The organism is Pseudomonas sp. Root569 (assembly GCF_001427465.1).
Classification (GTDB): domain Bacteria; phylum Pseudomonadota; class Gammaproteobacteria; order Pseudomonadales; family Pseudomonadaceae; genus Aquipseudomonas; species Aquipseudomonas synxantha.
In genome coordinates this window covers 600612-625768 of sequence record NZ_LMGQ01000024.1, presented here as the reverse complement: position 1 = coordinate 625768, position 25157 = coordinate 600612, and the positions used below count along the sequence as shown (strand labels likewise).

Sequence of the window (25157 nt, the reverse complement as noted above, 5' to 3'; positions counted from 1 at the left end):
GCGAACTATCCAGTGCCTCAATCCCTCGAACAACTCCAGATGAACCTCAGCAGCAGCATGGTGGTGGGCGCCCGTAACTGGCGCAAAATCTGCCAGACCACGCTGGTGAGCTATGGCATCTCCGAAGCCTGCGCCGTGCCGTTGTTGATGATCGGCCGCCTGGGAGACGGTGTGCACCAGGTCAAAGTAGCCCAGGCCTCCGGCATGGAGAGCCCGTCGCTGGTGCGCCTGCTCGACCGGCTGTGCAGCGACGGCTATGTGTGCCGCGCCGAAGACATCCACGACCGCCGCGCCAAGGCCCTGAGTCTCACCGAGCGTGGCCGTGAGCTGGTGCAGGCGGTGGAGGCGCAACTGGTGCGCCTGCGTAACGAAGTCCTGGCGGATATCGCCACCCCGGATCTGGAAGCCGCATTGCGCGTGCTGCGGGCCTTCGAGGCGGCCGAGGCTGTGTCATCTTGAGCGGATTTTTTACCGGTTTCCCGCCTGCCCGCGACTGGTTCTATGGGGTCCGTACATTCGCTGCGTCGATGATCGCGCTGTACATCGCCATGCTGATGCAAATGCCGCGTCCGTACTGGGCGATGGCCACGGTGTATATCGTCTCCAGCCCGTTTGTTGGCCCCACCAGTTCCAAGGCGCTGTACCGCGCCATCGGCACTTTCATGGGCGCGGCGGCGGCGGTGCTGTTCGTGCCGATGTTCGTGCAGTCGCCTTACCTGCTGGTGGTGGTGATCGCGTTATGGACGGGTACCTTGCTGTTCCTCTCCATGCACCTGCGCACGGCCAATAATTACGCCCTGATGCTGGCCGGCTATACCTTGCCGCTGATCGCCCTGCCAGTGGTGGATAACCCCTTGGCAGTCTGGGATGTGGCGGAGGCGCGTACCGAAGAAATCTTCCTTGGCATCGCGGTCGCGGCGGTGGTGGGCGCAATGTTCTGGCCACGGCGCCTGATGCCGGTGTTCGATGGCTCGGTGGCCAAGTGGTTCAGCGACGCCCAGGTCTACAGCCAGCGCTTTCTCAGCCGCAAGGTCGACCCGGAAGAAGTCAGCAACCTGCGCGGCGGCATGGTCGCCACCTTCAACACCCTTGAGTTGATGATCGGCCAGTTGCCCCACGAAGGCGCGCGGCCGCAAACGGTGCGCAACACCAAAGAACTGCGCGGGCGCATGATTCACCTGCTGCCGGTGATCGACGCGCTGGATGACGCGGTGTATGCCATCGAACACCGTGCGCCTGAGTTTCTTGATCAGCTCACGCCGCTGCTGGAAGAGGCCAATGCCTGGCTCCAAAGCACCACCGAACAAGCGCCCTTGGATCGCTGGCGCGTGCTGCGCGACAAGATCGACGCCGCGCAACCCCAAGGCGAAGCGCTGGATGACCGTCACACGTTGCTGTTCTCCAACGCCCTGTACCGCCTGGGCGAATGGATCGATCTGTGGCAAGACTGTCGCAGCCTGCAAGCCGCCATCCAGTGCGAAAGCCAGGACACCTGGCGCGCCGTCTACCGCCACTGGCGCCTGGGCCGGCTCACGCCGTTTCTTGACCGTGGCCTGATGTTCTACTCGGCGTTTTCCACCGTTACCGCGATCATCGTCGCCTCGGTGCTGTGGATTCTGCTGGGCTGGACCGATGGCGGCAGCGCCGTGATCCTGGCCGCCGTGGCCTGCAGCTTCTTCGCCTCGATGGACGACCCGGCGCCGCAGATCTACCGGTTCTTTTTCTGGACCGCCATGTCGGTGCTGTTCGCCAGCCTGTATCTGTTCCTGGTGCTGCCCAACCTGCACGATTTCCCCATGCTGGTGCTGGCTTTTGCCGTACCGTTTATCTGCATCGGCACGCTTACCGTGCAGCCAAGGTTCTACCTGGGCATGCTGCTGACGCTGGTGAACACCTCGTCGTTTATCAGCATCCAGGGCGCCTATGACGCCGACTTCCTCAACTTCGCTAACGTCAACCTGGCCGGGCCGGTGGGCCTGCTGTTCGCGTTTGTATGGACCTTGATCGCCCGGCCCTTCGGCGCAGAACTGGCGGCCAAGCGCCTGACCCGTTTCAGCTGGCGTGACATCGTTGGCCTGACCGAGCCCGCAACCCTGAACGAACACCGGCACATGGCCGCGCAAATGCTCGACCGCCTGATGCAGCACCTGCCGCGCCTGGCTCTCACCGGCCAGGATACCGGCAGCGCCCTGCGCGACCTGCGCGTAGCGCTGAACCTGCTCGACCTGCTGGCCTACTCGCCGCGCATCCTCGGCGTGCCACGGGTGCTGCTCAACCAGGTGGTGGAAGGCGTGGGTGGTTACTTCAAGGCTTGCCTCAAGGCGGGTGAACGCTTACCCGCGCCCAGCGGTCTGCTCATGACCCTGGACCGCACGCGCCGCGCCCTCAACGGCCAGGGCCTGCAAGACGAAGACGATACCCGCCTGCACCTGCTGCATGCCTTGGCCGGCCTGCGCCTGGCGCTGTTGCCCGGCGTGGAATTCATTGGCGGCACGGAAATGGAAGCGCCGCTACCCGATGGAGCGCCTTTATGATCGGTGATCTGGATATCAGCGGGGTGTTCCTGCCCACGCTGCTGGTGCTGATGGGCATTACCTATGTGTTGTTTCTGGTGGTGCACGGGCTGTTGACGCGCATGCACTTCTATCGCCTGGTCTGGCACCGGGCATTGTTCAATGTGGGGCTGTACGCGCTGTTGCTGGGCGCGGTGGACTCACTCAGTCGATATTTGATGACATGAAAAAACCTTTTTTGACTATCGGCCGTGTCGTCCTGACGTTGTTGATCGTGAGTTTCGCGGTCGTCGTTGTGTGGCGCATGGTCATGTACTACATGTTTGCGCCCTGGACCCGTGACGGCCACATCCGCGCCGACATCGTGCAGATCGCCCCGGACGTGTCCGGGCTGATCCAACGCGTCGACGTGCGCGACAACCAATTGGTGACCAAGGGCCAGGTGCTCTTTGCCGTCGACCAGGACCGCTTCAAGCTGGCCCTGCGCCAAGCCCAGGCCGCCGTGGCTGACCGCCAGGAAACCCTGGCCCAGGCCCAGCGCGAGTACAAGCGTAACCGTGGCCTCGGCAACCTGGTGCCCAGCGAGCAATTGGAAGAAAGCCAGTCCCGCGTGGCCCGCGCCCAATCGGCCCTGGCCGAAGCCCAGGTGACGGTGGACTCTGCCCAACTCAACCTCGACCGCTCGGTGATCCGCAGCCCCGTGGACGGCTACGTCAACGACCGCGCACCGCGCACCCAGGAGTTCGTCACCGCCGGGCGCCCGGTGCTGTCGGTGGTGGACAGCAATTCCTTCCACATCGACGGCTACTTCGAAGAGACCAAACTCGACGGCATCCATGTCGGTATGGGCGTGGACATCCGCGTGATCGGCGACAACGCTCGCCTGCATGGGCATGTACAAAGCATCGTCGCCGGTATCGAAGACCGCGACCGCAGCAGCGGCTCCAACCTGTTGCCCAACGTCAACCCGGCGTTCAGCTGGGTGCGCCTGGCCCAGCGGATCCCGGTGCGCATCGCCTTTGATGATGTGCCGGCGGACTTTCGCATGATCGCCGGGCGTACGGCGACGGTGTCGATCATCGACGACAAAGTTAAAGACGGGGACAAACCATGAAGCGGCTTCTGGCAACCGCTTCCCTGGGGTTGTTGCTGTCGGCCTGCCAAGTGGTAGGCCCGGATTACAAACTGCCGGAACAGGCCGCAGTCAACCGTGGCGACCTGCAAGGGCCGATCATGGGTGAGGGCAGCAACGTGGTCTCGGCGCCGGTGCCGGCTGACTGGTGGAAGCTGTACAACGACCCGCGCCTGGACCAGCTGGTGCAGCAGGCGATGGCCTCCAACACCGACCTGCGCGTGGCCGCCGCCAACCTGCAGCGTTCGCGTTACCAGGTGCAGCAAGCCGAATCCGCTGGCGGCTGGAGTGCCGGCGCCAAGGCTGAGGCCCAGCGCTTGCAAGAATCCGGCGAAGCGTTTTTGCTGCCGGACAAAGTCCCGGTCGGCAATATCGGCAGCGTCGGTATCACCACTTCCTATCAATTCGACCTGTTCGGCACCTTGCAGCGCGGCATCGAAAGCGCCAAGGCCAGCGCCGATGCAACCCAGGCGGCAGCCGATATCGCTCGCATCACCCTGGTGGCCGATGTGGTGCGTTCCTACACCCAGGTGTGCGCGGCCAACGAAGAGCTGGCGATTGCCAACCAGTCTCTCGACCTGCAAGCCCAGAGCACCAAGCTGACCCAGCGCCTGCGCGATGCCGGGCGCGGCGATGAAACCCAGGTGACCCGTTCGCAAACCCAATACAAATCCCTGCGTGCCGAGATGCCGCGCTACGAGGCCTCGCGCCAGGCCGGGCTGTTCCGATTGTCGATGCTGCTGGCCAAACCGGTGGACCAGCTGCCGGCCGGCACCAATAGCTGCGCCGAGCTACCGCACATCGCCCAACTGTTGCCGGTAGGCGATGGCGCCACGTTGCTCAAGCGCCGCCCCGACGTGCGGCAGGCCGAACGCCAACTGGCCGCCGCCACCGCGCGCATCGGCGTGGCGACCGGCGCGCTGTACCCGGATATCAGCATCGGCGCCACGGTAGGCACCGTGGGCCTGCTGGAAAACCTCGGCACACCGGCCACCAACCGCTGGGGCTTTGGCCCGATGATCAGTTGGACGGTGCCGACCAACGGCGCCCGCGCGCGTATCCATGAAGCCGAAGCCGCGACCCAGGGCGCCCTGGCCCACTTCGACGGCGTGGTACTCAACGCCATCCGCGAAACCCAGACCGGCCTGGCTCAATACACCGCCGTGTTGCAGCGCCGCGACGCCCTGGCCGAAGCCGAACAATCCGCGCGGCAGGCAGCGGACCAGACCCACCGCTTCTTCCAGGCCGGCCGCGAATCGTTCCTGGCCGACCTGCAAGCCACGCGCACCTACACCGAAATGCGCGCGCAACTGGCGGCGGCCAACACCCAGGTTGCCATGAGCCAGATCGATCTGTTCCTGGCCTTGGGCGGCGGTTGGGAAAGCGGACGAACGCAAGGTACAAAACCCGGCAAACCGTGAGGTGATTGCTATGCTTTGTCAGGGGAGGTGCCGTGACGCTTCACCCGACAAAGTTTGCGTTTGCTCATGGGGATTCCAATAATGAAAAACCCTTATGCTCCCGCTTTCTGGTGCGTGCTCTTCGCACTGGTCCTGTTATCGGCCGCGTATTTCTATGGCGTCATGCTCGCCCATCAACTCGACAAGGCCATGGTGTTCCTCGACAGCGCCTGCCTGGTGATCGGCACCTTGTCCATCGGCGTCGTTGCCTGGGCCTCCTACCAAAATCAACGGGTGAAGAAAAAGCTCCTCGAGCAAGGCAAGACCCGCGTCGCGATCTGGGACACCAAGGTCGCCCTGCGCCGGGTCGAAACCGTGTTCGACCGCTATTTCTGGGGCAGCTACTGGCAGCCCGGGCGCACCTTCCAGGAAGTCATGGGCGATCTCACCGGCACCCCGCTGGAAAAAAGCCTCGAAGTCCTGAAAAAACAATGCGTGCTGCTGGATCGACAGGTAGCCGACGGTAGGCACTGGCTGAATAACGCGCGGGAATTGTCCGATGTGGCCACGCAAATGGCCCGTGAGCGCTATCAGCTGGATTTCTGCGACCCCAAGGCCGACACTCCCGGCAATGCCGTGATACACCGCGAGTTTGAGGTGTTGGTGTACACCTGGACCGCTCGCTTGAAGAGTTTTGATCACCAGTTGGATGAAATTGAGCTGGAGTACTCCTGAACCATGCCTGAACTGATGCCTCTGAAAGGTTGGGCCGTTTGCGCCCGCCAGTGCTAATCTTCCCCAGCCTTCGGCCCTACGGGCCACTACTGTAGGAGCGAGCTTGCTCGCGAAAGACGTCAACGATAACGCGTGCATCCTGGATAAACGCGTTGCCTATGCGTTCTTCGCGAGCAAGCTCGCTCCTACAGGAACCCCGTCGGGGTTCAAGGAAGACAGCCCACTTCTCACAGGATTTGATCAGGTCACTTCATGAATAAGCCAGCCGTTGTTTTCTTGGGTTTTGTTGTCGCCATCGGCGCCGTCAGTGCGGGCGGTGCCTGGTACACCGGCAAGCAACTGGAGCCGGTCCTGCAGACCGCGATCCAGAACGCCAACAAAGAACTGCAGACCTCCATGGCCGGCGTCGACGGCACCCTGGCCCTGGAGCTGGTGTCCCTGGACCGTGGCGTGTTCAGCAGCACTGCGCACTACCGCCTCAAAGGCCAGGGCAGTGTGTTCGGTGAAGACAACCCGAACCCCGAGTTGCTGTTCGTCGACCACATCGAGCACGGCCCGCTGCCCTTCTCGCGCCTGGTGACCCTCAAATGGCTGCCGGTCATGGCCACCAGTCACTACGAACTGGAAAAGAACCCCACCACGGAAAAATGGTTCGCTGCCGCCAAAGACGTGTCGCCGCTCAAAGGCGTGGCGAACATCGGCTATAGCCGCTCGGTCAGTGGCAACGTCGAATTGCTGCCCCTGGAATTCAAGGACGACACCTCCTCGGTGAGCTTCTCCGGCGCCAACCTGGATTTCGACAGCAGCGCCGAAGGCCAGAAGGTCAAGGCTGACGGTTTCATGAACAGCCTCAAGGTCGCCGCGGTGGATGCCAACGGCGCGCCGTTCGAAGCCGAACTGGCCGGCCTGACCGTGGCCAGCAACCTGGAGAAATCCACCTTCGGTTTCTACACCGGCCAGAACACCGTGGAGCTGACCGACACCAAGGTCACCTTCGGCCCGCAGAAAGCCGTGTTGACCCTCAAGGGCTTCGAGCAGAAAGATTCCACCCAAGCCAAGGACAACAACCTGGCCGGCCGCGTCGACTACAAGATCGACGAGATCGGTTACCAGGGCAAACCTGTCGGTTCGGCCGCCATGGCCGTGAGCATGAAGAACGTCGATATCCCGGCGATGCTGGTGCTGACCAAGCTCTACCAGGACAAGATGCAACCGGTGCAAGCCGCGGCCGCTGCGGGCCAACCGGTGCCGGAACTGCAATTGACCGAAGCCGAGCAGACCCTGGCCGAAGCCAACGTCAACCAGGTGCTGGCCGCCAAGCCGCAACTGGCGGTGGAAAACCTGTCGTTGAAAACCACCCACGGCGAAAGCAAATTCAACCTGGTGGTCGACCTGGCCAAGCCAACGTCCATGGAACTGCCGCCGGTTGAACTGGGCAAGCAAATGGTCGCGCTGCTGGATGCCAACCTGACCCTGTCCAAGCCGATGATCAGCGACGTGGCGGCCCTGCAAGCCCAGGTCGGTGGCGTGACTGACCCGAAGGCCATCGAGCAGCAATCGCAGATGGCGGCCGAGATGGTCAGCAGCATGGCGGTCGGCACCCAATTGGCGACCCTGGTGGGCACCGATGTGGTTTCCAAGCTGCACTACGCCAACAACGAAGTGACCTTCAACGGCCAGAAGATGACTGTTGAGCAGTTCATCAGCTTTGTGATGTCCAAGGTCGGTGCAGTAAGCGGCGCCCAATAAGCCTGGAATGCGCTAAAAAATGTGGGAGGGGGCTTGCTCCCAATGGCGGTGGGTCAGTAAAAAATATACTGCTGACACTCCGCCATCGGGAGCAAGCCCCCTCCCACATTTGTATGTGTGCCTGGCAAGAAATCTCTGTCAGCCAATTCTGAACAATTGTTCTGAATTGCCCTTCCCCTGACATCGCTAAGGGATAGTTCGCCCAGGAAAGCTAGGTCGGGTCCCGAGACGCCGACACCCTGATGCACAACGCTCAGGATCACCCATCGTTGCAGCTTTCCTTGTAAGGAAGCCGACGACATGTTGCGAATCCATCCACTCAGTGCATCAGGCCAGTTGCGACTGCTCATTGGAGCAGCCTTGTGCGGCCCATTGCTGATGCCGGCCTATGCCGTGGCTGACCCTGCCTACGACGCCCTGATCATCCAGGCCCGCAACGGTCACTTCACGCCCGCCTTGACCCAGTTGCGCCAACTGTCCGCCGAACGCCAGAGCCCAGGCCAGGTCAGCGACCACCTGGTGATCGCCGGCTGGGCCGGGCAAGACGCCGAAGTGCTGAAGGTGTACGAGGCACAAGGCAAGTATCGCAACCTCACCACCCAGGCGCTCGCCACAGTGGCGCGCACCTATCGTAATCAAAAGCAGTGGGCCCAGGCCGAGGCGGTCTATCGCCAGGCGTTGCTGCGTGAACCGAATAACGTCGACCTGCAACTGGGCCAAGCCCTGACCCAGGCCGATGGCGGCAAAGCCAATGAGGCGGTGCAACGCCTGCGCACGATGGTGGCGGCGCAACCCAACGACCCCAACCGCCGCATGGCCCTGGGTTATGCGCTGACGCGTGCCGGCTTGAACTACGACGCGCTGTTCGAGTTCGACCAAGCCTTTATCCGCGCCGGCGACAAGCCGGAAGTGGCCCGTGAATACATCGTCGCCCTGCAAAAGGCGCGTATGCCGGAGCCCGCCCTGCGCCTGTCGGCCAAGCGCCCCGGCCTGGTGGATGCGGTGACCCAGCGCCGCCTGGAAGGCGACCTCGCCGCCGAGCGCGTGCGCATGGCCGAGTTCGCCACGCGTACTGAGAAGGAGCGCTATGTCATCGCTGATCGCGCCCTGCAGGATTACGACAAATTGATCAGCCGCTGGGGCCCGGACGCCTCTGCCCACGACGACGTGGTGGGCTGGCGTATTGACCGCCTGGGCGCGCTCAAGGCGCGGGCGCGCACGGCTGAGGTGATCCGCGAGTACGAAACCCTCACGGCCGAGGGCGTGCAATTGCCGACCTATGCCGTGCGCTGGGTGGCCGCGTCCTACCTCGATCAGCGCCTGCCGGAAAAAGCCGCGCCGCTGTACCGCCAGGCGCTGACCGCAGCAGACGCCGACGTTGGTGATCACGTCAAAGACAGCACGGCCCTGTTCTACGCCCTGTTGGAAAACGACCAGGTCGATGAGGCGCGTGCGGTCGCCACGCAGTTGGCCAGCACCGAGAAGCCTCGGGTCGAACTCAAGGGCCTGCCCATTGGCAACCCCAACGACGAGTGGATGGACGCCCAGCAATTGGCGGCCCAGGCCGGCACCTATGGGGCAGACCTGAATGCCAGCGAACAGAGCCTGGAAGACCTGGGCAGCAAAGCCCCCGGCAGCATCGGTGTGCGCCTGGCACAGGCGGAAATGTACCGGGCCCGTGAATGGCCAAGGCGCGCTGAAGACTCCCTCAAGGAGACTGAAAACCAGAGCCCCCGTGACATCGGTGTAGAAATGTCCCAAGGCTTCACCGCGCTGGACCTGCAGGAATGGCGGCAACTCGATCTGCTCACCGATGACGTCGTCGCCCGTGCCCCGGACAACCGCCAGGTACAGCGCCTCAAGCGCCTGCGCGATGTGCACGACATGGCCGAAGTGCGGGTGGAAGCCTACACCGGTAAAAGCTTCGGTGGCGGCAATAACCAAGAAGCCGGCGCGGTGTCGGGTAGCCGTGACTGGGGCATAGAAAGTGTGATCTACACCCCGCCCATCGACGAAGACTGGCGCGTGTTCGCCGGTGTCGGCTATGGCACTGCCGATTTTGCCGAAGGCACCGGCCATCACCGCTGGCAGCGTGTGGGTGTGGAGCGGCGCACCCGTGACATGACTATCGAAGCCGAGGTATCCAACCATTCCTATGGCGATGGCTCAAAGCAAGGCGCGAGCGTGTCGATCGCCCGCGACATCAACGACCACTGGCAGTACGGCGGCAGCCTTGGCTATCTGCTCAACACCACGCCATTACGGGCGTTGAATGATGGGGTCACGGCCAACGGCGGCAGCGGTTTTATCCGCTGGCGTGCGAATGAAAGCCGCGAGTGGAAACTGACTGTCAGCCCGTCCCATTTCAGTGATGGCAACGACCGCGTCGAGGCCTTGCTCACGGGCCGCGAAGGCATCTATAGCTCGCCGAAAGTACAAGTGGAGCTGGGCCTGGACGTCGGTGCCAGCCGCAACAGCAAGGAAGACACGATCTACTTCAACCCCAAGTCCGACTTCAGCGTGTTGCCCACCGTCAACGTCAACCATGTGCTTTATCACCGCTACGAAACCCAGTGGAGTCAGCAGTTCCAGATCGGCGCAGGCACCTATAGCCAGAAGGATTACTCCACCGGTGGCGTTGGCTTGATCGGCTACGGCCAACGCTTTCGCTGGAATGACGTGCTGGAAGCCGGCGCCAACCTGAGCCTGGTCAGCCGACCTTATGACGGCGAGCGCGAACGTGATCTGCGCCTGCTCCTCGACCTCACTTACCGTTTCTAGAAGAGCCTGACCATGACCCTCCTCAGCCGTTGCTTTCTGGTCCTGGGTGTAATGCTGGCCGCCGCCTGCGCCCAGCAACCCGCGCCATTCGTTCCACCTGCCGAGCGGCCGATACTGGCCAGCGAAGCGCCGTGGCCGAAGAACCATTTCCTGGGCATTGCCTACCACGACGTCTCGGACAACGACCCCGACCAGGCCGTGGTGGCGGTGCGTACCGAACGTTTGATCGAGCAACTGGCCTGGCTGCGAGAGAACGGCTACCAGGCGGTCAGCGTCGACCAAGTGCTCGCTGCGCGCCGGGGCGGGCCGACGCTGCCGCCCAAGGCCGTGATGCTCAGCTTCGATGACGGCTATTCCAGCTTCTACACCCGCGTGATGCCGATCCTACGGGCCTACAACTGGCCTGCCGTGCTGGCGCCGGTGGGCAGTTGGATCGATACGCCGCTGAACCAGCCGGTGGACTTCGCCGGCACACCACGGGCGCGGGGCGACTTCCTGACCTGGCAGCAGATCCGCGAAGTGTCCCAGTCGGGCCTGGTGGAAATCGCCGCCCATACCGACGCCAATCACAAAGGCATTCTCGCCAACCCCCAGGGCAACCTGGAGCCGGCCGCCACCACGCGTCGCTATGACCCGGCGACCCGTCGCTACGAAACCGAAGCACAGTTCCAGGCACGGATGCGCACGGACGTCGCGGCCATCTCCAACAAGATCCGTACCGTCACCGGCAAGTCGCCGCGGGTGTGGGTGTGGCCTTACGGCGCGGCCGACGGCACCACCCTGGCCGTGGTGGGTGAACACGGCTATGAGATGGCGCTGACCCTCGACGACGGCCTGGATGATTCGAACAAGCTGATGAACAGCCCGCGCTTCCTGGTGGCCTCCGACCCGGATGGCGAACACTTCGCCAGCAGCATGGTCGCGGTGCAGGCCAAGGCGCCGCTGCGCGTGCTGCACGTGGACCTGGATCATGTCTATGACCCCGACCCGGTCCAGCAGGCGCACAATCTCGACGTGCTGGTGCAGCGCGTGGTGGATATGGGCGCAGTCACCGTGTTCCTGCAAGCCTACGCCGACCCCAAGGGCGATGGCCTGGTGCATTCGCTGTACTTCCCGAACCGCCACCTGCCGATGCGTGCCGACCTGTTCAACCGTGTCTCCTGGCAGCTGCATACCCGTGCCCACGCCAGCGTGTTTGCATGGATGCCGGTGCTCAGTTTCGCCCTCGATTCCAAGCTGCCACGCGTCACCCGTTGGGACCCGCAAACCGGCAAGGTCGGCACCGATTCGGATCAATACCAGCGCCTGTCACCCTTCGACCCAAAAGTGCGACAGATGATTGGCGAGATCTATGAAGACCTGGCGCGCACCAGCAACAGTGCCATCGACGGCGTGCTCTACCACGACGATGCGCTGCTCAGCGACTTTGAAGACGCCAGCCCCGCCGCACTCAAGGCCTACGCCGCACAGGGCCTGCCGGACAACATCGCCGCGCTGCGTGCCGACCCTGCGCTGATGCAACGTTGGACGCGCTTCAAGAGCCGCTACCTGATCGACTTCACCAACGAGTTGACCGTCAAGGTCCGTGCTATTCGCGGCCCGCAGATACTCACTGCGCGCAATATCTTCGCCGAGCCGATGCTCAACCCTGGCAGCGAAGCCTGGTTCGCGCAGAACCTTGATGACTTCCTCCAGACCTATGACTGGACGGCGCCCATGGCCATGCCGTTGATGGAAGGCCAGTCGCTCAAAGACTCCAATGCCTGGCTGGAAAAACTGGTAGCCACGGTCAAGGCGCGCCCCGGCGCCCTGGATAAAACCATCTTCGAGCTGCAAGCCAAAGACTGGCGCACCAAGGCCGCGCCGGATATCAGCGCTACGCAATTGGCGCAATGGATGGGTGTACTCAAACGCCAGGGCGTCACCAGTTTCGGCTACTACCCGGACAACTTCCTGGAGAACTCCCCGGACTTGAAGACCATACGTCCGGCTCTTTCCAACCAGTGGAATCCTTAGATCATGATCGACAGAATCCTGGCTATATTCGTCTTGGCACTGGTGTTGGGCTTGCCCCTGGGCCTGATCTTCCTGGTGACCGGGCAGTTCCTGATGGACTTCGTGTTCTTCTACCCGCTGTTCATGTCGGCGCTGTGGATCGCCGGTGGCCTGTATTTCTGGCTGCACTGGGAGCGCCATTGGCCGTGGGAAGCAGACACGCCTGCGCCGACCCTGGCCGGCGAGCCGCTGATCTCGATCATCATTCCTTGCTACAACGAGGGCGATAACGTCGCTGACACCATGGCGGCCGCATTGGCCCAGGTGTACTCGAATATCGAAGTGATCGCCGTCAACGACGGCTCCAGCGACAACACCGCCGCAGTGCTCGACGCCCTGGCGCTGCAACACCCACGCCTGCGCGTGCTGCACCTGGCGCAGAACCAGGGCAAGGCCGTGGCCTTGCGCATGGGCGCAGTGGCTGCGCGCAGCGAATACCTGGTGTGCATCGATGGCGATGCCTTGCTCGACAAAAACGCGGCGGCCTACATGGTCGCGCCGATGCTCGACAACCCGCGCCTGGGCGCCGTCACCGGCAACCCACGTATCCGTACCCGCTCGACCTTGATCGGCCGGGTGCAGGTGGGCGAGTTCTCCTCGATCATCGGCTTGATCAAGCGTACCCAGCGGGTGTTCGGGCGAATCTTCACGGTCTCGGGAGTGGTGGTGGCGTTTCGCAAGAAGGCGCTGGACCGCATCGACTACTGGAGCACCGACATGATCACCGAAGACATCGATGTCAGTTGGAAGCTACAACTGGATCACTGGTCGATCTTCTACGAGCCGCGTGCGCTGTGCTGGATCCTCATGCCCGAGACCGTCGGCGGCCTGTGGAAGCAGCGGCTGCGCTGGGCCCAGGGCGGCGCCGAAGTATTGTTCAAGAACATCCGTGGCATCTGGCAATGGCGCCATCGCTACCTGTGGCCGCTGCTGTTCGAGTACTGCCTGTCCACCGGTTGGGCCTTTACCTTCCTGCTTTCGGTGGTCTTCTGGGCCATGGGGAAATTCGTCACCCTGCCGGCGGCCATTACCGTGGACTCCCTGGTGCCGCCCGCGTTTACCGGCCTGGTGCTGGCGATGGTGTGCCTGCTGCAGTTTGCGGTGAGTATCCTGATCGACCGGCGCTACGAAAAAGACCTGTGGAAAACCCTGTTCTGGACCGTGTGGTACCCGATGGTGTTCTGGCTGGTGAGCCTGTTCACCACGCTGGTGAGTTTTCCCAAGGTGTTGTTCAACCAGCATCAGAAGCGCGCACGCTGGGTCAGCCCGGATCGCGGAATTAAACCTGCCGCAGAGGAGGCGTGAGCATGAAACTGGTCAGAACTCGCCAAAGCCCTGTGATGTGGATCATCGATGTGTTGCTGACCCTGCTGGCCTGGGGCGGGCTGGTCTGGTTGCTGGCACGTGGTATCGGCGCCATGCTCGAAACCCATGGCGGCCCGCGCATCGAAGCGCCGATCTTTGCCGCGCTCAACACCTTGCAGATCTACCTGTGGATCGCCTTGTTCAATGCGTTGATCCTGATCGGCTGGGCACGCTATCAACAACGCCGCGGCCGCCAGTTTGCCCAGCGCCGCGCCGAGGCCAATGCCCTGAGCGATAAGCACTTGAGTGAAAGCTTCAACCTGGGCGATGGCCACCTGGAGCAGTTTCGCAAACCCGGCGTGCTGGTGATCCACAATAACGAGGAGGGCGGTGTGGAAGACGTGAAGTCCCATGTCTCTCGCGACGTCGAACGCCCCGGCCTGGCCCTGGTGCCCGGCACTGACAAAGACAAGGGCATTGGCTGACCTAGGAGTACCCAATGTGGGAGGGGGCTTGCTCCCGATAGCAGAGTGTCAGTCACCCTATATATGACTGACACACCGCGATCGGGAGCAAGCCCCCTCCCACATGTAAGATTTCCAGCCCATTAATTGCAGTGGTTCAGCCCCCTCCCTGGAATTCCGATAAATGGGATCCAATTCACAAAAACCCCGCGAACTTTTCTCCCTTCCTCGGTACTAACCTATCTCGACGAAACTTGATGGCTAAATAATGGCAATCAAAAATTCATTCGTCAAATCGCCATCAAAATAGTCGCCACTTGTCGGAATAATCACTCCGTGTGCCCGGCCAAGACTCTTTTGATGAAAATTTATTATTAATAATCAATAGGTTAAAAGACTAACCCATCGAAAGACCCAACTTCGCCAGTTTCTAGGCTAGCGGGAAGTTCGATGTTAGTTTGCCGGCCCTTGATTTTCGATGGATCGAACATGTCCTCACTATTGCCACGGACTCGGTTTCTTTTATGCGCCTTGCTCACTTGCCTGAGCCTGAACAGCGCATTCGCCGCCCCCACGCCTGGTGACCAGGACCTGATCCGCGACCGGCAAAACCGCCTGCTCGAAGAGCAACAGCGGCGCCTCCAGGAACTCCAGGACCTGCCCGGTAAAGCGGACAAGCCCCAAGCCCCGGCAACGCCCGCCGACACCCGCTGCTTCCCGATCAAAGACATCGAGCTCAAAGGCGCCGACAGCCTGCCGGCCTCCGACCGCGAGCGCCTGCTCAAGCCTTATATCGGCCAGTGCCTGGGGGTGTCCCAGCTCAACGAACTGCTCAAGGCCATCACCGACTACTACCTCGGCAAAGGCCGCGTCACCAGCCGCGCCTACCTGCCGCAACAAGACCTCTCCAGCGGCCACCTGCAAGTGCTGGTGGTCGAAGGCAAGCTCGAAGCCCTGCGCAGCGCCGAAGGTAGCACAGTGACCGAGCGCGAACTGGCCATGGCCTTTCCCGGCAAGGTCGGCGAGGCGTTGAACCTGCGCGAGATCGAGCAACTGGTGGACCAGCTCAACCGCCTGCCGTCCAAACAAGCGCAGATGGAACTCACCCCTGGCAAGCAGATCGGCGGTAGCGACGTGGTGGTCAAGAACACTGCGCAAAAGCCCTGGCGCGCCAGCCTGTCGCGCAATAACGACGGCCAGAAAAGCACCGGCGAACAGCAATGGGGCGCCGGCCTTGAGTGGGACAGCCCGCTGGGCCTGGGTGACCAACTGATGTTGCGCGGCGGCCACGATGCCATGAGCGACCACCAGAAAACTTCGAAGAACACCATGCTCTACTACAACGTGCCGTGGGGCTGGTGGAACTTCAGCTACACCTACAGCGAAAGCGACTACCGCACCTACGGCAGGACCGACGACTACAAATACAAGCAGGACGGCGACAACCAGAACCACCAACTGCGCGCCGAGCGGGTGATCCACCGTGATGACGTGAGCAAGACCTCGGTCAACGTCGGCCTGGCGCACTTGCGCACCAACAACTACGTCCTCGATGTGCGCACCGCGCCCAGCAGCAACCGCCTCAGCGAACTGCAACTGGGCATCAACCACGGGCGGCGTATCGGCAATGCCTTCGTCAACCTCGACCTCGGCATGCAGAACGGCATCGGCTTGTTCGACGCTCAGTCTCAGGAAGAGCGTGACTCCATCGGTCGGCGCCAGCCGAATTCGCGCTACCGCAAATACACCGCCACCGTCAGCTACCTGCAACCCTTCAGCCTGTGGGGCGAGTCGTTCAGCTTCAGCAGCCTGGCCACCGGGCAACGCAGCGAAGACCCGCTGTTCTCGCCCCAACGCATGAGCCTCGGCGGCTCGGCGTCGGTGCGCGGCTTCAAGGACCAACTGTTGACCGGCGACAGCGGCGGCTACTGGCGCAACGAAGTGCGATGGGCGCGCCCGGTGACCCTCGACTGGATGCGCCCGGCCTTCTTCGAATACGGCGCCAGCGTCGGTTATGACCAGGGCGTGATCCGCAACGACCGTTACAACGACAACGTCCATGGCCGGGTGTCCAGCAACTCCCTGGAGCTGTTCGCCCGCGGCAAAAACGTCAGCACCAGCGTGACCTTTGCCCACTCGCTGGAAAGACCCGGTGTAGTCACCGAGCGCGAAGCGCCGATCTACTTCCGCATGGATTTCTTCCTGTAATTCAACGCCCCGCTGCAACGAGAAACTGACAATGGATGTTCGCCAATTTGCCTTCCTGGCCCGCCAACCTTCTGCTGCCCTGAAGCCGCGCAACTCGTTCTTCGGCCTGCCCAAGCGCGGGCTGGTGCTGATCCTGGCCAATGCGCTGTTCTGGCAGCCGCTGCTGGCCCAGGCCGAGGGCATCGTGGTCAGTGCGCCGGGCACCACCGTGGGTGCGGCGGGCAATGGCGTGCCCGTGGTGAACATTGCCACGCCCAATGGCGCGGGCTTGTCCCATAACCAGTTCAAGGACTACAACGTCGGCCCCAATGGCGTAATCCTCAACAACGCCAACGGCGCCATGGTCAACACCCAGCTGGGCGGCTACATCGTCGGCAACCCCAACCTCAAGGGCGGCGCGGCCAGCGTCATCCTCAACGAAGTCAACGGCGGTAGCCGCAGCCAGTTGCGCGGCTATACCGAAGTGGCGGGGCAGTCGGCCAAGGTCATCGTCGCCAACCCCTATGGCATCACCTGCAGCGGTTGCGGCTTTATCAACACCCCGAATGTCACCCTGACCACCGGCAAACCGGTGATCGACCAGAACGGCCAACTGCAGCGCTACCAGGTCGATGGCGGCGCCGTGGCCATCGACGGTGAGGGTTTGAACGCCAGCAACGTCGAACGCTTCGACATCATCACCCGCTCGGCCAAGATCAACGCACAGATCAACGCCCGCGAACTCAACGTGATCGCCGGCCGTAACGACGTCGATGCGCAAAGTCTGAAGGCCACCCCCCGCGCCGACGACGGCAGCGCCAAGCCTGAGCTGGCGATTGACTCCTCGGCCCTTGGCGGCATGTATGCCGGCGCGATCAAACTGGTGGGCACCGAAGCCGGTGTGGGCGTGAAGCTCGACGGCACCCTGGCGGCCAGTGGCGGCGACATTCAGCTCGATGCCAATGGGCGCCTGAGCATGGCGCAAACGGTAGCCACCGGTAACGTCAAGGTCACTGCGCAAAACGTCGACCTCACCGACAAGGTCTACGCCAACGGCAACGTGCAGGTCACCAGCGCCCAAGCCTTGGTCAACCAGAAAAGCGTGGCCGCCGGCCAACGCATCGAACTCAACGCGGCCACGCTGACTAACGCCGGCATCATCGAAGCCGGCGTTGCCCCCGACAACAGCCGCAACACCACCGGCGATCTGGTGGTGAATGCGCAGACCGTCAACACCAGCGGCAACCTGCTGGCCAGCCGCGCACTGGCGATCACCGCCGCACAGGCGCTGACCAACCAGGGCGCGATCATCCAGGCCAAGACCGTCGAGGTCAGCAGCGCCAAACTGACCAACCAGGGCGCCAGCGCACGCTTGTTCGGCGAACAAAGCCTGGCGATCAGCTCGCCGGCCATCGTCAACCTTGGCGGCCTGATTCGCTTCGGCGAAGGCCAGGCCGCCACGCTCAACAGCGCCTCCCTGGACAACCGCCAGGGCCGTATCGAAATGGCCGGTGGCAGCCTGGTGCTGACCAGTGCCGACCTGAACAACAGCGGCGGCCAAGTCATCGCCAACGACCTGACGGTCAACGCCGGCCAGCTCTATAACCAGAACGGCGTGCTGGTGGCCAAGACCGCCACCGTCAATGCCAGCGACCTCGACAACAGCCTCAAGGGCCTGATCCAGGCCGACGGCGGCGCGCTCAACCTCGCCGTCACCAATGGCTTCAACAATGCCCAGGGCTTCGCCCAGGCCAGCACTGACCTCAACGTCAACGCCGGCACCCTCGGTAGCAACGCAGGCGGCGTACTGAGCGCCGACACCGGCAAGCTGACCCTCACCGCCGCGCAACAGCTCAACAACGCCCAGGGCCGCTTACAAGCCGGGCAGGGCAATATCGAACTGCACGCCGCGAACCTGGATAACCAGAGTGGCGTGATCGTCGGCAAGCAACTGCTGCTCGACGTTGCTGGCGGCGATATCGACAACCGCGTCGGGCGCGTATTGGGTGACCAACTCGACGTGCGCGCCTCCGGCCTCGACAACCGCAACGCCGGCCTGCTGGCCGGTGGCGCCCAGGGCGTAAGCCTGCTGCTCAAAGGCCCGGGCCAGTTGCTCAACGCCCAGGGCCGTATCCAGAGCGAGGGCCTGCTGCAACTGCAAGGCGAGCGCTTCGACAACAGCGCCGGCATCCTGTTGGGCCAGACCATCGACGTCACCGCGCAGACCTTCAACAACAGCAACAAAGGCGCGCTGGTCAGCGATGGCGGCGACTTAGTGCTCAAGGTCAGCGACCTGCTGACCAACGTCGGCGGCCAGATCGACGCGGGCGAAAGCAGTGTGTTGGTCAAGCAACTCACCACCCTCAACAACAACGGCGGCACCCTGCGCGGCAAGCGCCTGGACATCACCGCCCAGCACCTGAATAACAACGACGACGGCCAACTGCTGGCCGGCGCCGGGGGCTTGAACTACAGCGGCCAGGATGTGAGCAACCGCAAGGGCCTGATCCTCAGCGGCGGCGCCCTCACCGAGTTGCACACCACCAGCCTGGATAACCAGGGCGGCACGGTGCAAGGCGACAGCCTGACCGTCACCGCTGACAGCGTGAACAACGGCAGCGGCGGCCTGATGGCCAGCCTGGTCGGCAACCTGCAACTGACCGTCGAAGCCCTCGCCAACCGTGGCGGCAAACTGTTCGGCAAAGAACAAGTGACCGTCAGCGGCGCCAGCCTCGACAACAGTGCGGGCGGCCAGATCAGCGGCAACCAGCTCAACCTGACTTCACGCGCCACTCTCACCAACCAGGGCGGCCTGATCGAAGCCAACCAGGGCCTGAGCCTCAACGGCGGCAGCCTGGATAACAGCGCAAGTGGCCAACTGCGCGCCCTCGGTGGCGCCACCAGCAGCGTCAACCTCAGCGGTGCGCTGAACAACCAGAACGGCACCCTCGAATTCGGCAGCCAGGCCTTCAGCCTCGACGCCGTCAGCCTCAACAACCAGGCCGGCCAGATCCAGCACGCCGGCACCGGCCTGTTCCGCCTCAACACCGCCAGCCTCACGGGAAGCCAGGGCAGCATCAATGGCATGGGCACCGCCGACTGGGCGTTCGGCAAGGTCGACGGCCTGGGCCGCGTGCAGCTCAACGAAGTCCTCACCTACAAGAGCGACCAAAGGCTGACCCTCAGGGCCGGCGACCGCATGGCCAGCGCCAAGGGCTTGGTCCTCAACGTGGCCAGCCTGGACAACGGCGGCGAACTGCTCAGCGACGGTGACATCAGCATCACCACCGGCGACCTGACCAACAGCGGCCGCGTCTCGGCCCTGCAAACCCTCACCGTCGGCGCCAACAACCTTAGCCAGAACGGCGGCCGCCTGGCCGCCACCAATGCTCGCCTGACCCTGGGCGGCACCCTGGACAACCTCGGCTTCCTCACCGCCCGCCAGCAACTGGACATCGCCGCCGCGCAAATCAACAACCGTGGCACCCTCGGTGCCCAGGGCGCGGTGAACCTCACGGCGGTCAACGGCATTACCAATGCTGCCGATACGCTGCTGTTCAGCGGCGGCGACATGACCTTGCGCAGCAATGGCTTCAGCAACAGCTATGGCGACGTCTACAGCAAAGGCAACTTGAGCTTCGCCGCCCGCGATGGCGGGCGCGCCGTGCTGTTCAGCAACCGTTCCGGCACCGTGGAAAGCGAAGGCTCCATCGGCATCAATGCGGGCTTCATCGAAAACGCCAAAGACGAATTCGAACTCGGCCAGACGCTGACCACCGGCAGCCTGTATTGGGTCTGTGGCCAGCACTGCGACGAGAGCGACAACTGGGAGCGTGGCGAGATCACCATCTACGAGACGTACCTTGAGGCGGCAACCAAGGATTCGGTCGCGGCGCGCCTGGTGGCTGGCAAAAACATGCTGCTGCAAGGCGACAACGTGCAGAACCGCTACAGCCTGATGGCCGCCAATGGCGACCTGAGCATCACCGCCGGTGACCTGCTCAACCAGGGCGCGGCCACGCGCACGGGCCAGCGCAAGCTTGTCATCAGCACGCCAGGGCACGTTCCCGACGATCTGTTCGAACGCATGCGATATGTCGACGTGCCCGCGTTCAATGCGGCCACGGCGGCTGGCAATTTCGACAAGGCGCGCTTCGAAGAACTGAAAAGCCGCTCACCCAATAGCCGGCCTTTCGCCTACGCAAGTGACGTCACCACCTGGACCAATAACGGCGGCCCCGGCTACGACGCCACCCTGCAAGCGGGCGGCACGGTCAACCTCAACGTCGCCCGCACCCTGCAAAACGGCACGCTGCACAACAACACCCTGGCCCAGTTGACCGGCACCCTCGGCGACGACCAGACCGGTATCCCCGTCGGCGGCATCAACATCAACCTGAGCAAACACGCCAACGACCCGAGCGCCCAGGCGCCAGGCAGCGTGTTACCCGTCGTGGGCGTGGCCCCCGGCGGCGGCTTCGTGCCCGTGGACTACACCGGCACCGCCTTCGCCCCGGTCGACCCCACCACCTCGCCCACCTTCCAATTGCCCAAGGGCGAGTACGGCCTGTTCGTCAAGAGCGCCGACCCCACCAGCCACTACCTGATCGAGACCAACCCCGAGTTCGCCTCCGTATCCGGCTTCCTCAGCTCCGACTACATGCTCGGCAAGCTCGGCTACACCTCCGACGACGCCTGGCGCCGCCTCGGTGACGGCCAGTACGAAACCCGCCTGATCCGCGACGCCGTACTCGCGCAAACCGGCCAACGCTTCCTCGCCGGCGGCCTCTACAGCGACGCCGACCAATTCCGCTACCTGATGGACAACGGTCTTGCCAGCAAAGACGCCCTGCGCCTGAGCCTCGGCGTGGCCCTCACCGACCAGCAAGTCGGCGCCCTGACCCACGACATCGTGTGGATGGAAAACCGCGTCATCGACGGCCAGACCGTCCTTGTGCCGGTGCTGTACCTGGCCCAGGCCGACTCGCGCAACGTGCGCGGCAACAGCCTGATCCAGGGCCGCGACCTCAACCTGGTCACCGGCGGCGACCTGATCAACGTCGGCACCCTGCGCGCCAGCAACAACCTTACCGCCATCAGCAGCGGCAGCATTTACACCGGCGGCCTGGTCGAGGCCGGCAACAATCTGAGCCTGCTGGCCCAGGACAGCATCCGCAACGCCATGGCGGGAGAAATTCGCGGCAAGCAAGTCAGCCTCACAGCGCTTAAAGGCGACATCACCAACGACACCACCGCCATCCAGGTGCGTGACGGCGTCGGCATGCGCACCCTCACTGACACCAGCACCGGCACCATCGTCGCCCGCGAAAACCTCGCCATCGACGCCGGCCGCGACCTCACCAATCGAGGCGCCCTGACCGCTGGCAACGACGCCAACTTAACCGCCGGCCGCGACCTCAACCTCATCGCCGCCAGCGACACCAGCGTCAAACACGAGACCCGCGACGGCGGCGAGAAATCCAGCATCACCACCAACGTCAAAAACCTCGCCGCCAGCGTCATGGCGGGCGGCAACCTCAACATGCAGGCCGGGCAAGACGTCAACATCATCGGCAGCACCGCCACCGCCGGCAAAGACCTCAAAATCGCCGCCGGCCGCGACCTCAACGTCGCCTCGGTCAGCGACATGCACAACGTTGAGGGCAAGGAAAAGGACGGCAAAAAACGCATCAAGACCTCGGACGACCAGACCACTCAAGTGGCGAGCGTACTGACGGCAGGTGGGGATTTTGTCAGCCAGGCTGGGCGTGATACCACGATCGTGGCGAGCAGGATCAGCGCGGGGAATGAGGCTTATCTGTATAGCGGGGATAAGTTGAGTTTGTTGGCGGCGCAGAACAGCACCTACAGCCTTTACGACATGAAGGAGAAGGGTGGCTGGGGCGCGAAGAAGACCAAACGTGATGAGGTGACCCACGTCACGAATGTGGGGACTGAGATCAAGACTGGTGGTGATCTGTCACTGGTCAGTGGCGGTGATCAGTTGTATCAGCGGGCCAAGCTTGAGGGTGGTAAGGACCTGGCCATCACCAGTGGCGGCGCAGTGACCTTCGAGGCGGTCAAGGACCTGCACCAGGAGAGCCACGAGAAGAGCAAGGGTGACCTGGCTTGGACCAGCGCCAAGGGCAAGGGGAATACCGACGAGACGTTGCGTCAAAGTGAGTTGAAGGCACAGGGTGAGTTGGCGATCAAGGCGGTTAACGGGCTGAAGATCGACATTAAACAGATTGATCAGAACACGGTTAGCCAGACGATTGATGTGATGGTCAAAGCAGACCCACAGTTGGCTTGGTTGAAAGAAGCCGAGAAGCGTGGGGATGTGGATTGGCGGCAAGTGCAGGAACTGCATGATTCGTTCAAGTACAGCCATTCCAGCTTAGGCCAAGGAGCCATGCTGGCGATCATCATCGTAGTGACAGTTTTGACGGCTGGGGCCGCAAGTAGCGTCGCGGGCGCTGCTGCGGGTGCCAGTGCCGGGTCTGGTACGGCAATGGCTGCGGCAGGCAGTTCGGCTATGGTCTCAGCTGGTACGGCGGTTGGGACCGCAGCAGCCGGTTGGGGCAACGTTATGGCAACTGCTGCGTTAACTTCAGTTGCCAGTGGAAGCACCGTCAGCTTCATCAATAACGGCGGAAACATCGGTGCAACTTTTCAAGACATTACGTCAAGCAAAGCCTTGAAGGGGTATGCAACTGGGGCGTTAGCTGCAGGTTTTACCGCTGGCGTGCTTGATCCTGCGTTTGGTGTAACTGGCGACAACGTCAATCACATTACAAAAGGGTTTGACCTCAGTTCCGCGTCTGACATCGGTAGGTTTGCCGTCTATTCGGGGGCGCAAGGAGTTGCCCAAGCAAGTTTAAGCACTGCTATTCAAGGCGGTAGTTTTGGAGACAATCTCGGTAGTTCCCTACGGTCGCAGTTGCAGAGCACGTTGCAAGCGGTCGCCTTTAACGCTGTAGGCGATTACTCGAAAGGCCAAAAATGGTCAGAATCAGGGCCTCAAAAAATCGCTCTGCATGCTTTGGTTGGCGGGCTTTTGAGTGAAGCTGGCGGCGGCAGTTTTGCTACGGGCGCTCTCGCTGCTGGAGCTAACGAAGCACTGGTAACCTCACTGGCGAAAGTGGTAGATGGCGATCCAGCGTTGTTGCTAGCCGCTTCGCAATTGGTCGGAATTGCGGCCGCTGGTGCGACTGACGGTGACGTGCAGAAAGGTGCTGAAATCGCGAAAAATGCCACGGCCTATAACTACCTAAATCACCATGAGGTTGATGATTTGGTTAAGGATTTGAAAGGGTGCCGTGGGGCAGCCAGCCCTTCATCCTGCCGTAGCGATGTAGCTACTAAGTACGCAGGAATCAGTGATAAGAAAACTGGCATTACGCTGCTGAAGTGTGATGATCCTACGAGTTGTAATGCGCAGCGCCTGGACGTGGAGGCGGGTAATGCAGCGCTGGATAAATATGACCAGAGCGGCGGGCTCAACAAAGCAGAACAGTCTATCGTTCGGGGCTTCCAAGATAAGAATCAGGACGACACGCGCCTCGCGGTCCAGCAAACCATGAAGGGTGATCATTCCGAAATGGTTGGCATGATGTTTGGCGGTGGGTTGGGAGGTGCGGGTAAGGTTGCTGGGAAAGTTATTGGCGCTGAGGTTGGAGTAGCCAAGGAAACGACGGCAATCTCAAGCGAGGCCGCTAGCGTTAACGCCCAAGCTGCTTTGAGAGGCAAGCTTTCAGGGCTGCAGAAAGCTCAGGAAAATGCGGCTATCACGAAGACTTTGCCGGATGGCCGAATTCGGTACTACACGCAGGAAGTACCCGCTCGAACAGAGGGTGCTACACGAGGTGCTTCTTTCGCAACTGAGTATAACCCTGCAACTGGCGCCACTAGGCAGTGGATGGAAAGCTATGATCATGCAGGGAACGTAATTCGGGTGCATCCTAAGAGCATTAATGGGCAACCTGTGAGTGCACAGCATTATCCGCCTACAGGTGCAGAATTGAAGAGTTGGAAATAATGTACACACAAAATGATCTTGCTAATGATCTTGAAAAAAAATTATCCGCAGGGTTCGACGTGTTTAAGATTTCTAAATTTGCGTTTGAAATTTATCAACGTCATGGATTAGAGATCACTCCTCCGATGGATCGAATACTTCTCTCATTGATGGCAATGGAAGAAGGGGAAGAGTTTGAGCTGACAGAAACTGAATTTTTAGATTTGATCTCAGAGCTTAGGATTATGGATTGACAGAGCTCAAAATGGAGAAAAGCGGAGAAGGACGAAAAGGGGACAGATTTATTTTAATTTGCGCTGGGAGCTATTAAATAAATCTGTCCCCTTTTTGTTCGTTAGAGTAATAGATATCCTTATTGAGCAAAATATGAAGAATAGGGGTCAGACCACGTTTTTGCGCTTTTGAAGAATAGGGGTCAGACCACGTTTTTGCGCTTTTGAGGAAGAATAGGAAGGGAATAGGGGTCAGACCACGTTTTTGCGTTTTTTAGAGTTCAGCAGAGTTGCTCTTTAAAAATATGATTTATTTTTTGTAATTATTCTATTTGGTTGGCCTGTTGATGGGCGGCTAAGCTATAAACTCTTATCCAGTTAGGAGGTTATATGGCTCGCCGTCCTAGGGTTTTACTGCCGGGTATCCCGTTGCATATAATGCAGCGGGGAAACAATCGGTCTGCGTGTTTTTATTCAGATGAAGACTACATTTTTTACATGGATACATTAGCCGTGCTTGCTCAATTGTATGGCTGTAAAATTCACGCATTGTGCTTGATGACAAATCACGTTCATTTGTTGTTGN

14 protein-coding genes and 1 pseudogene are annotated in these 25157 nt (G+C 61.6%); all 15 read left to right on the top strand.

What is annotated here, in order from left to right:
- The first annotated feature begins 39 nt into the window (after nt 1-39).
- Entirely contained in the window at nt 40-459 is a 420-nt protein-coding gene (locus ASD70_RS20235; protein WP_046070329.1) for a MarR family winged helix-turn-helix transcriptional regulator, read from the top strand.
- Nucleotides 456-2534 (top strand): FUSC family protein, encoded by a 2079-nt coding sequence (locus tag ASD70_RS20230; protein ID WP_056847277.1) that lies wholly within the window; start codon nt 456-458, stop codon nt 2532-2534. Before ASD70_RS20235 ends, ASD70_RS20230 begins: the two co-directional genes overlap by 4 nt.
- Nucleotides 2531-2740 carry a DUF1656 domain-containing protein gene (locus ASD70_RS20225; protein WP_003187469.1) on the top strand — a complete coding sequence of 70 codons (210 nt, stop codon included), beginning with the start codon at nt 2531-2533 and terminating at the stop codon, nt 2738-2740. Before ASD70_RS20230 ends, ASD70_RS20225 begins: the two co-directional genes overlap by 4 nt.
- Nucleotides 2737-3627: an efflux RND transporter periplasmic adaptor subunit gene (locus ASD70_RS20220; protein ID WP_032878498.1), complete on the top strand. Its 891-nt coding sequence runs from the start codon at nt 2737-2739 to the stop codon at nt 3625-3627. Before ASD70_RS20225 ends, ASD70_RS20220 begins: the two co-directional genes overlap by 4 nt.
- Complete coding sequence (locus ASD70_RS20215; protein WP_056847276.1) at nt 3624-5066, top strand: efflux transporter outer membrane subunit; 1443 nt, start codon at nt 3624-3626, stop codon at nt 5064-5066. The genes ASD70_RS20220 and ASD70_RS20215 overlap by 4 nt, the downstream gene beginning before the upstream one ends.
- An 81-nt stretch (nt 5067-5147) precedes the next feature.
- The gene (locus ASD70_RS20210; RefSeq protein WP_043049169.1) at nt 5148-5780 is read left to right on the top strand and encodes a hypothetical protein; all 633 of its coding nucleotides are present in this window, start codon (nt 5148-5150) and stop codon (nt 5778-5780) included.
- Between the two features lie 252 nt (nt 5781-6032).
- On the top strand, nt 6033-7529 hold the full coding sequence (locus tag ASD70_RS20205; RefSeq protein ID WP_056847275.1) for a YdgA family protein: 1497 nt from the start codon (nt 6033-6035) through the stop codon (nt 7527-7529).
- 300 nt (nt 7530-7829) lie between these two features.
- On the top strand, nt 7830-10310 hold the full coding sequence (pgaA, locus tag ASD70_RS20195) for a poly-beta-1,6 N-acetyl-D-glucosamine export porin PgaA (protein WP_056847273.1): 2481 nt from the start codon (nt 7830-7832) through the stop codon (nt 10308-10310).
- A gap of 12 nt (nt 10311-10322) precedes the next feature.
- Nucleotides 10323-12326: a poly-beta-1,6-N-acetyl-D-glucosamine N-deacetylase PgaB gene (pgaB, locus tag ASD70_RS20190; protein WP_056847272.1), complete on the top strand. Its 2004-nt coding sequence runs from the start codon at nt 10323-10325 to the stop codon at nt 12324-12326.
- Between the two features lie 3 nt (nt 12327-12329).
- Complete coding sequence (pgaC, locus tag ASD70_RS20185; protein ID WP_056847271.1) at nt 12330-13670, top strand: poly-beta-1,6-N-acetyl-D-glucosamine synthase; 1341 nt, start codon at nt 12330-12332, stop codon at nt 13668-13670.
- A gap of 2 nt (nt 13671-13672) precedes the next feature.
- Nucleotides 13673-14155, top strand: coding sequence for a poly-beta-1,6-N-acetyl-D-glucosamine biosynthesis protein PgaD (pgaD, locus tag ASD70_RS20180; protein ID WP_043049161.1), 483 nt, complete (start codon nt 13673-13675; stop codon nt 14153-14155).
- Between the two features lie 468 nt (nt 14156-14623).
- Complete coding sequence (locus ASD70_RS20175) at nt 14624-16342, top strand: ShlB/FhaC/HecB family hemolysin secretion/activation protein (protein WP_056847270.1); 1719 nt, start codon at nt 14624-14626, stop codon at nt 16340-16342.
- Nucleotides 16343-16373: 31 nt separating this feature from the next.
- Nucleotides 16374-24359 (top strand): two-partner secretion domain-containing protein, encoded by a 7986-nt coding sequence (locus ASD70_RS20170; protein WP_236708728.1) that lies wholly within the window; start codon nt 16374-16376, stop codon nt 24357-24359.
- Entirely contained in the window at nt 24359-24592 is a 234-nt protein-coding gene (locus ASD70_RS20165) for a hypothetical protein (RefSeq protein WP_046070338.1), read from the top strand. The genes ASD70_RS20170 and ASD70_RS20165 overlap by 1 nt, the downstream gene beginning before the upstream one ends.
- A gap of 369 nt (nt 24593-24961) precedes the next feature.
- A pseudogene (locus ASD70_RS29590) lies at nt 24962-25156 on the top strand (transposase); the annotation flags it as partial.
- Nucleotide 25157 lies beyond the last annotated feature (1 nt).

Excerpts from the sequence above, each read along its gene's own strand:
- ASD70_RS20235 (WP_046070329.1), top strand. The coding sequence starts at position 40 with ATGAACCTCAGCAGCAGCATGGTGGTGGGCGCCCGTAACTGGCGCAAA.
- ASD70_RS20225 (WP_003187469.1), top strand. The coding sequence starts at position 2,531 with ATGATCGGTGATCTGGATATCAGCGGGGTGTTCCTGCCCACGCTGCTG.
- ASD70_RS20220 (WP_032878498.1), top strand. The coding sequence starts at position 2,737 with ATGAAAAAACCTTTTTTGACTATCGGCCGTGTCGTCCTGACGTTGTTG.
- ASD70_RS20215 (WP_056847276.1), top strand. The coding sequence starts at position 3,624 with ATGAAGCGGCTTCTGGCAACCGCTTCCCTGGGGTTGTTGCTGTCGGCC.
- ASD70_RS20210 (WP_043049169.1), top strand. The coding sequence starts at position 5,148 with ATGAAAAACCCTTATGCTCCCGCTTTCTGGTGCGTGCTCTTCGCACTG.
- ASD70_RS20205 (WP_056847275.1), top strand. The coding sequence starts at position 6,033 with ATGAATAAGCCAGCCGTTGTTTTCTTGGGTTTTGTTGTCGCCATCGGC.
- pgaA (WP_056847273.1), top strand. The coding sequence starts at position 7,830 with ATGTTGCGAATCCATCCACTCAGTGCATCAGGCCAGTTGCGACTGCTC.
- pgaB (WP_056847272.1), top strand. The coding sequence starts at position 10,323 with ATGACCCTCCTCAGCCGTTGCTTTCTGGTCCTGGGTGTAATGCTGGCC.
- pgaC (WP_056847271.1), top strand. The coding sequence starts at position 12,330 with ATGATCGACAGAATCCTGGCTATATTCGTCTTGGCACTGGTGTTGGGC.
- pgaD (WP_043049161.1), top strand. The coding sequence starts at position 13,673 with ATGAAACTGGTCAGAACTCGCCAAAGCCCTGTGATGTGGATCATCGAT.
- ASD70_RS20175 (WP_056847270.1), top strand. The coding sequence starts at position 14,624 with ATGTCCTCACTATTGCCACGGACTCGGTTTCTTTTATGCGCCTTGCTC.
- ASD70_RS20170 (WP_236708728.1), top strand. The coding sequence starts at position 16,374 with ATGGATGTTCGCCAATTTGCCTTCCTGGCCCGCCAACCTTCTGCTGCC.
- ASD70_RS20165 (WP_046070338.1), top strand. The coding sequence starts at position 24,359 with ATGTACACACAAAATGATCTTGCTAATGATCTTGAAAAAAAATTATCC.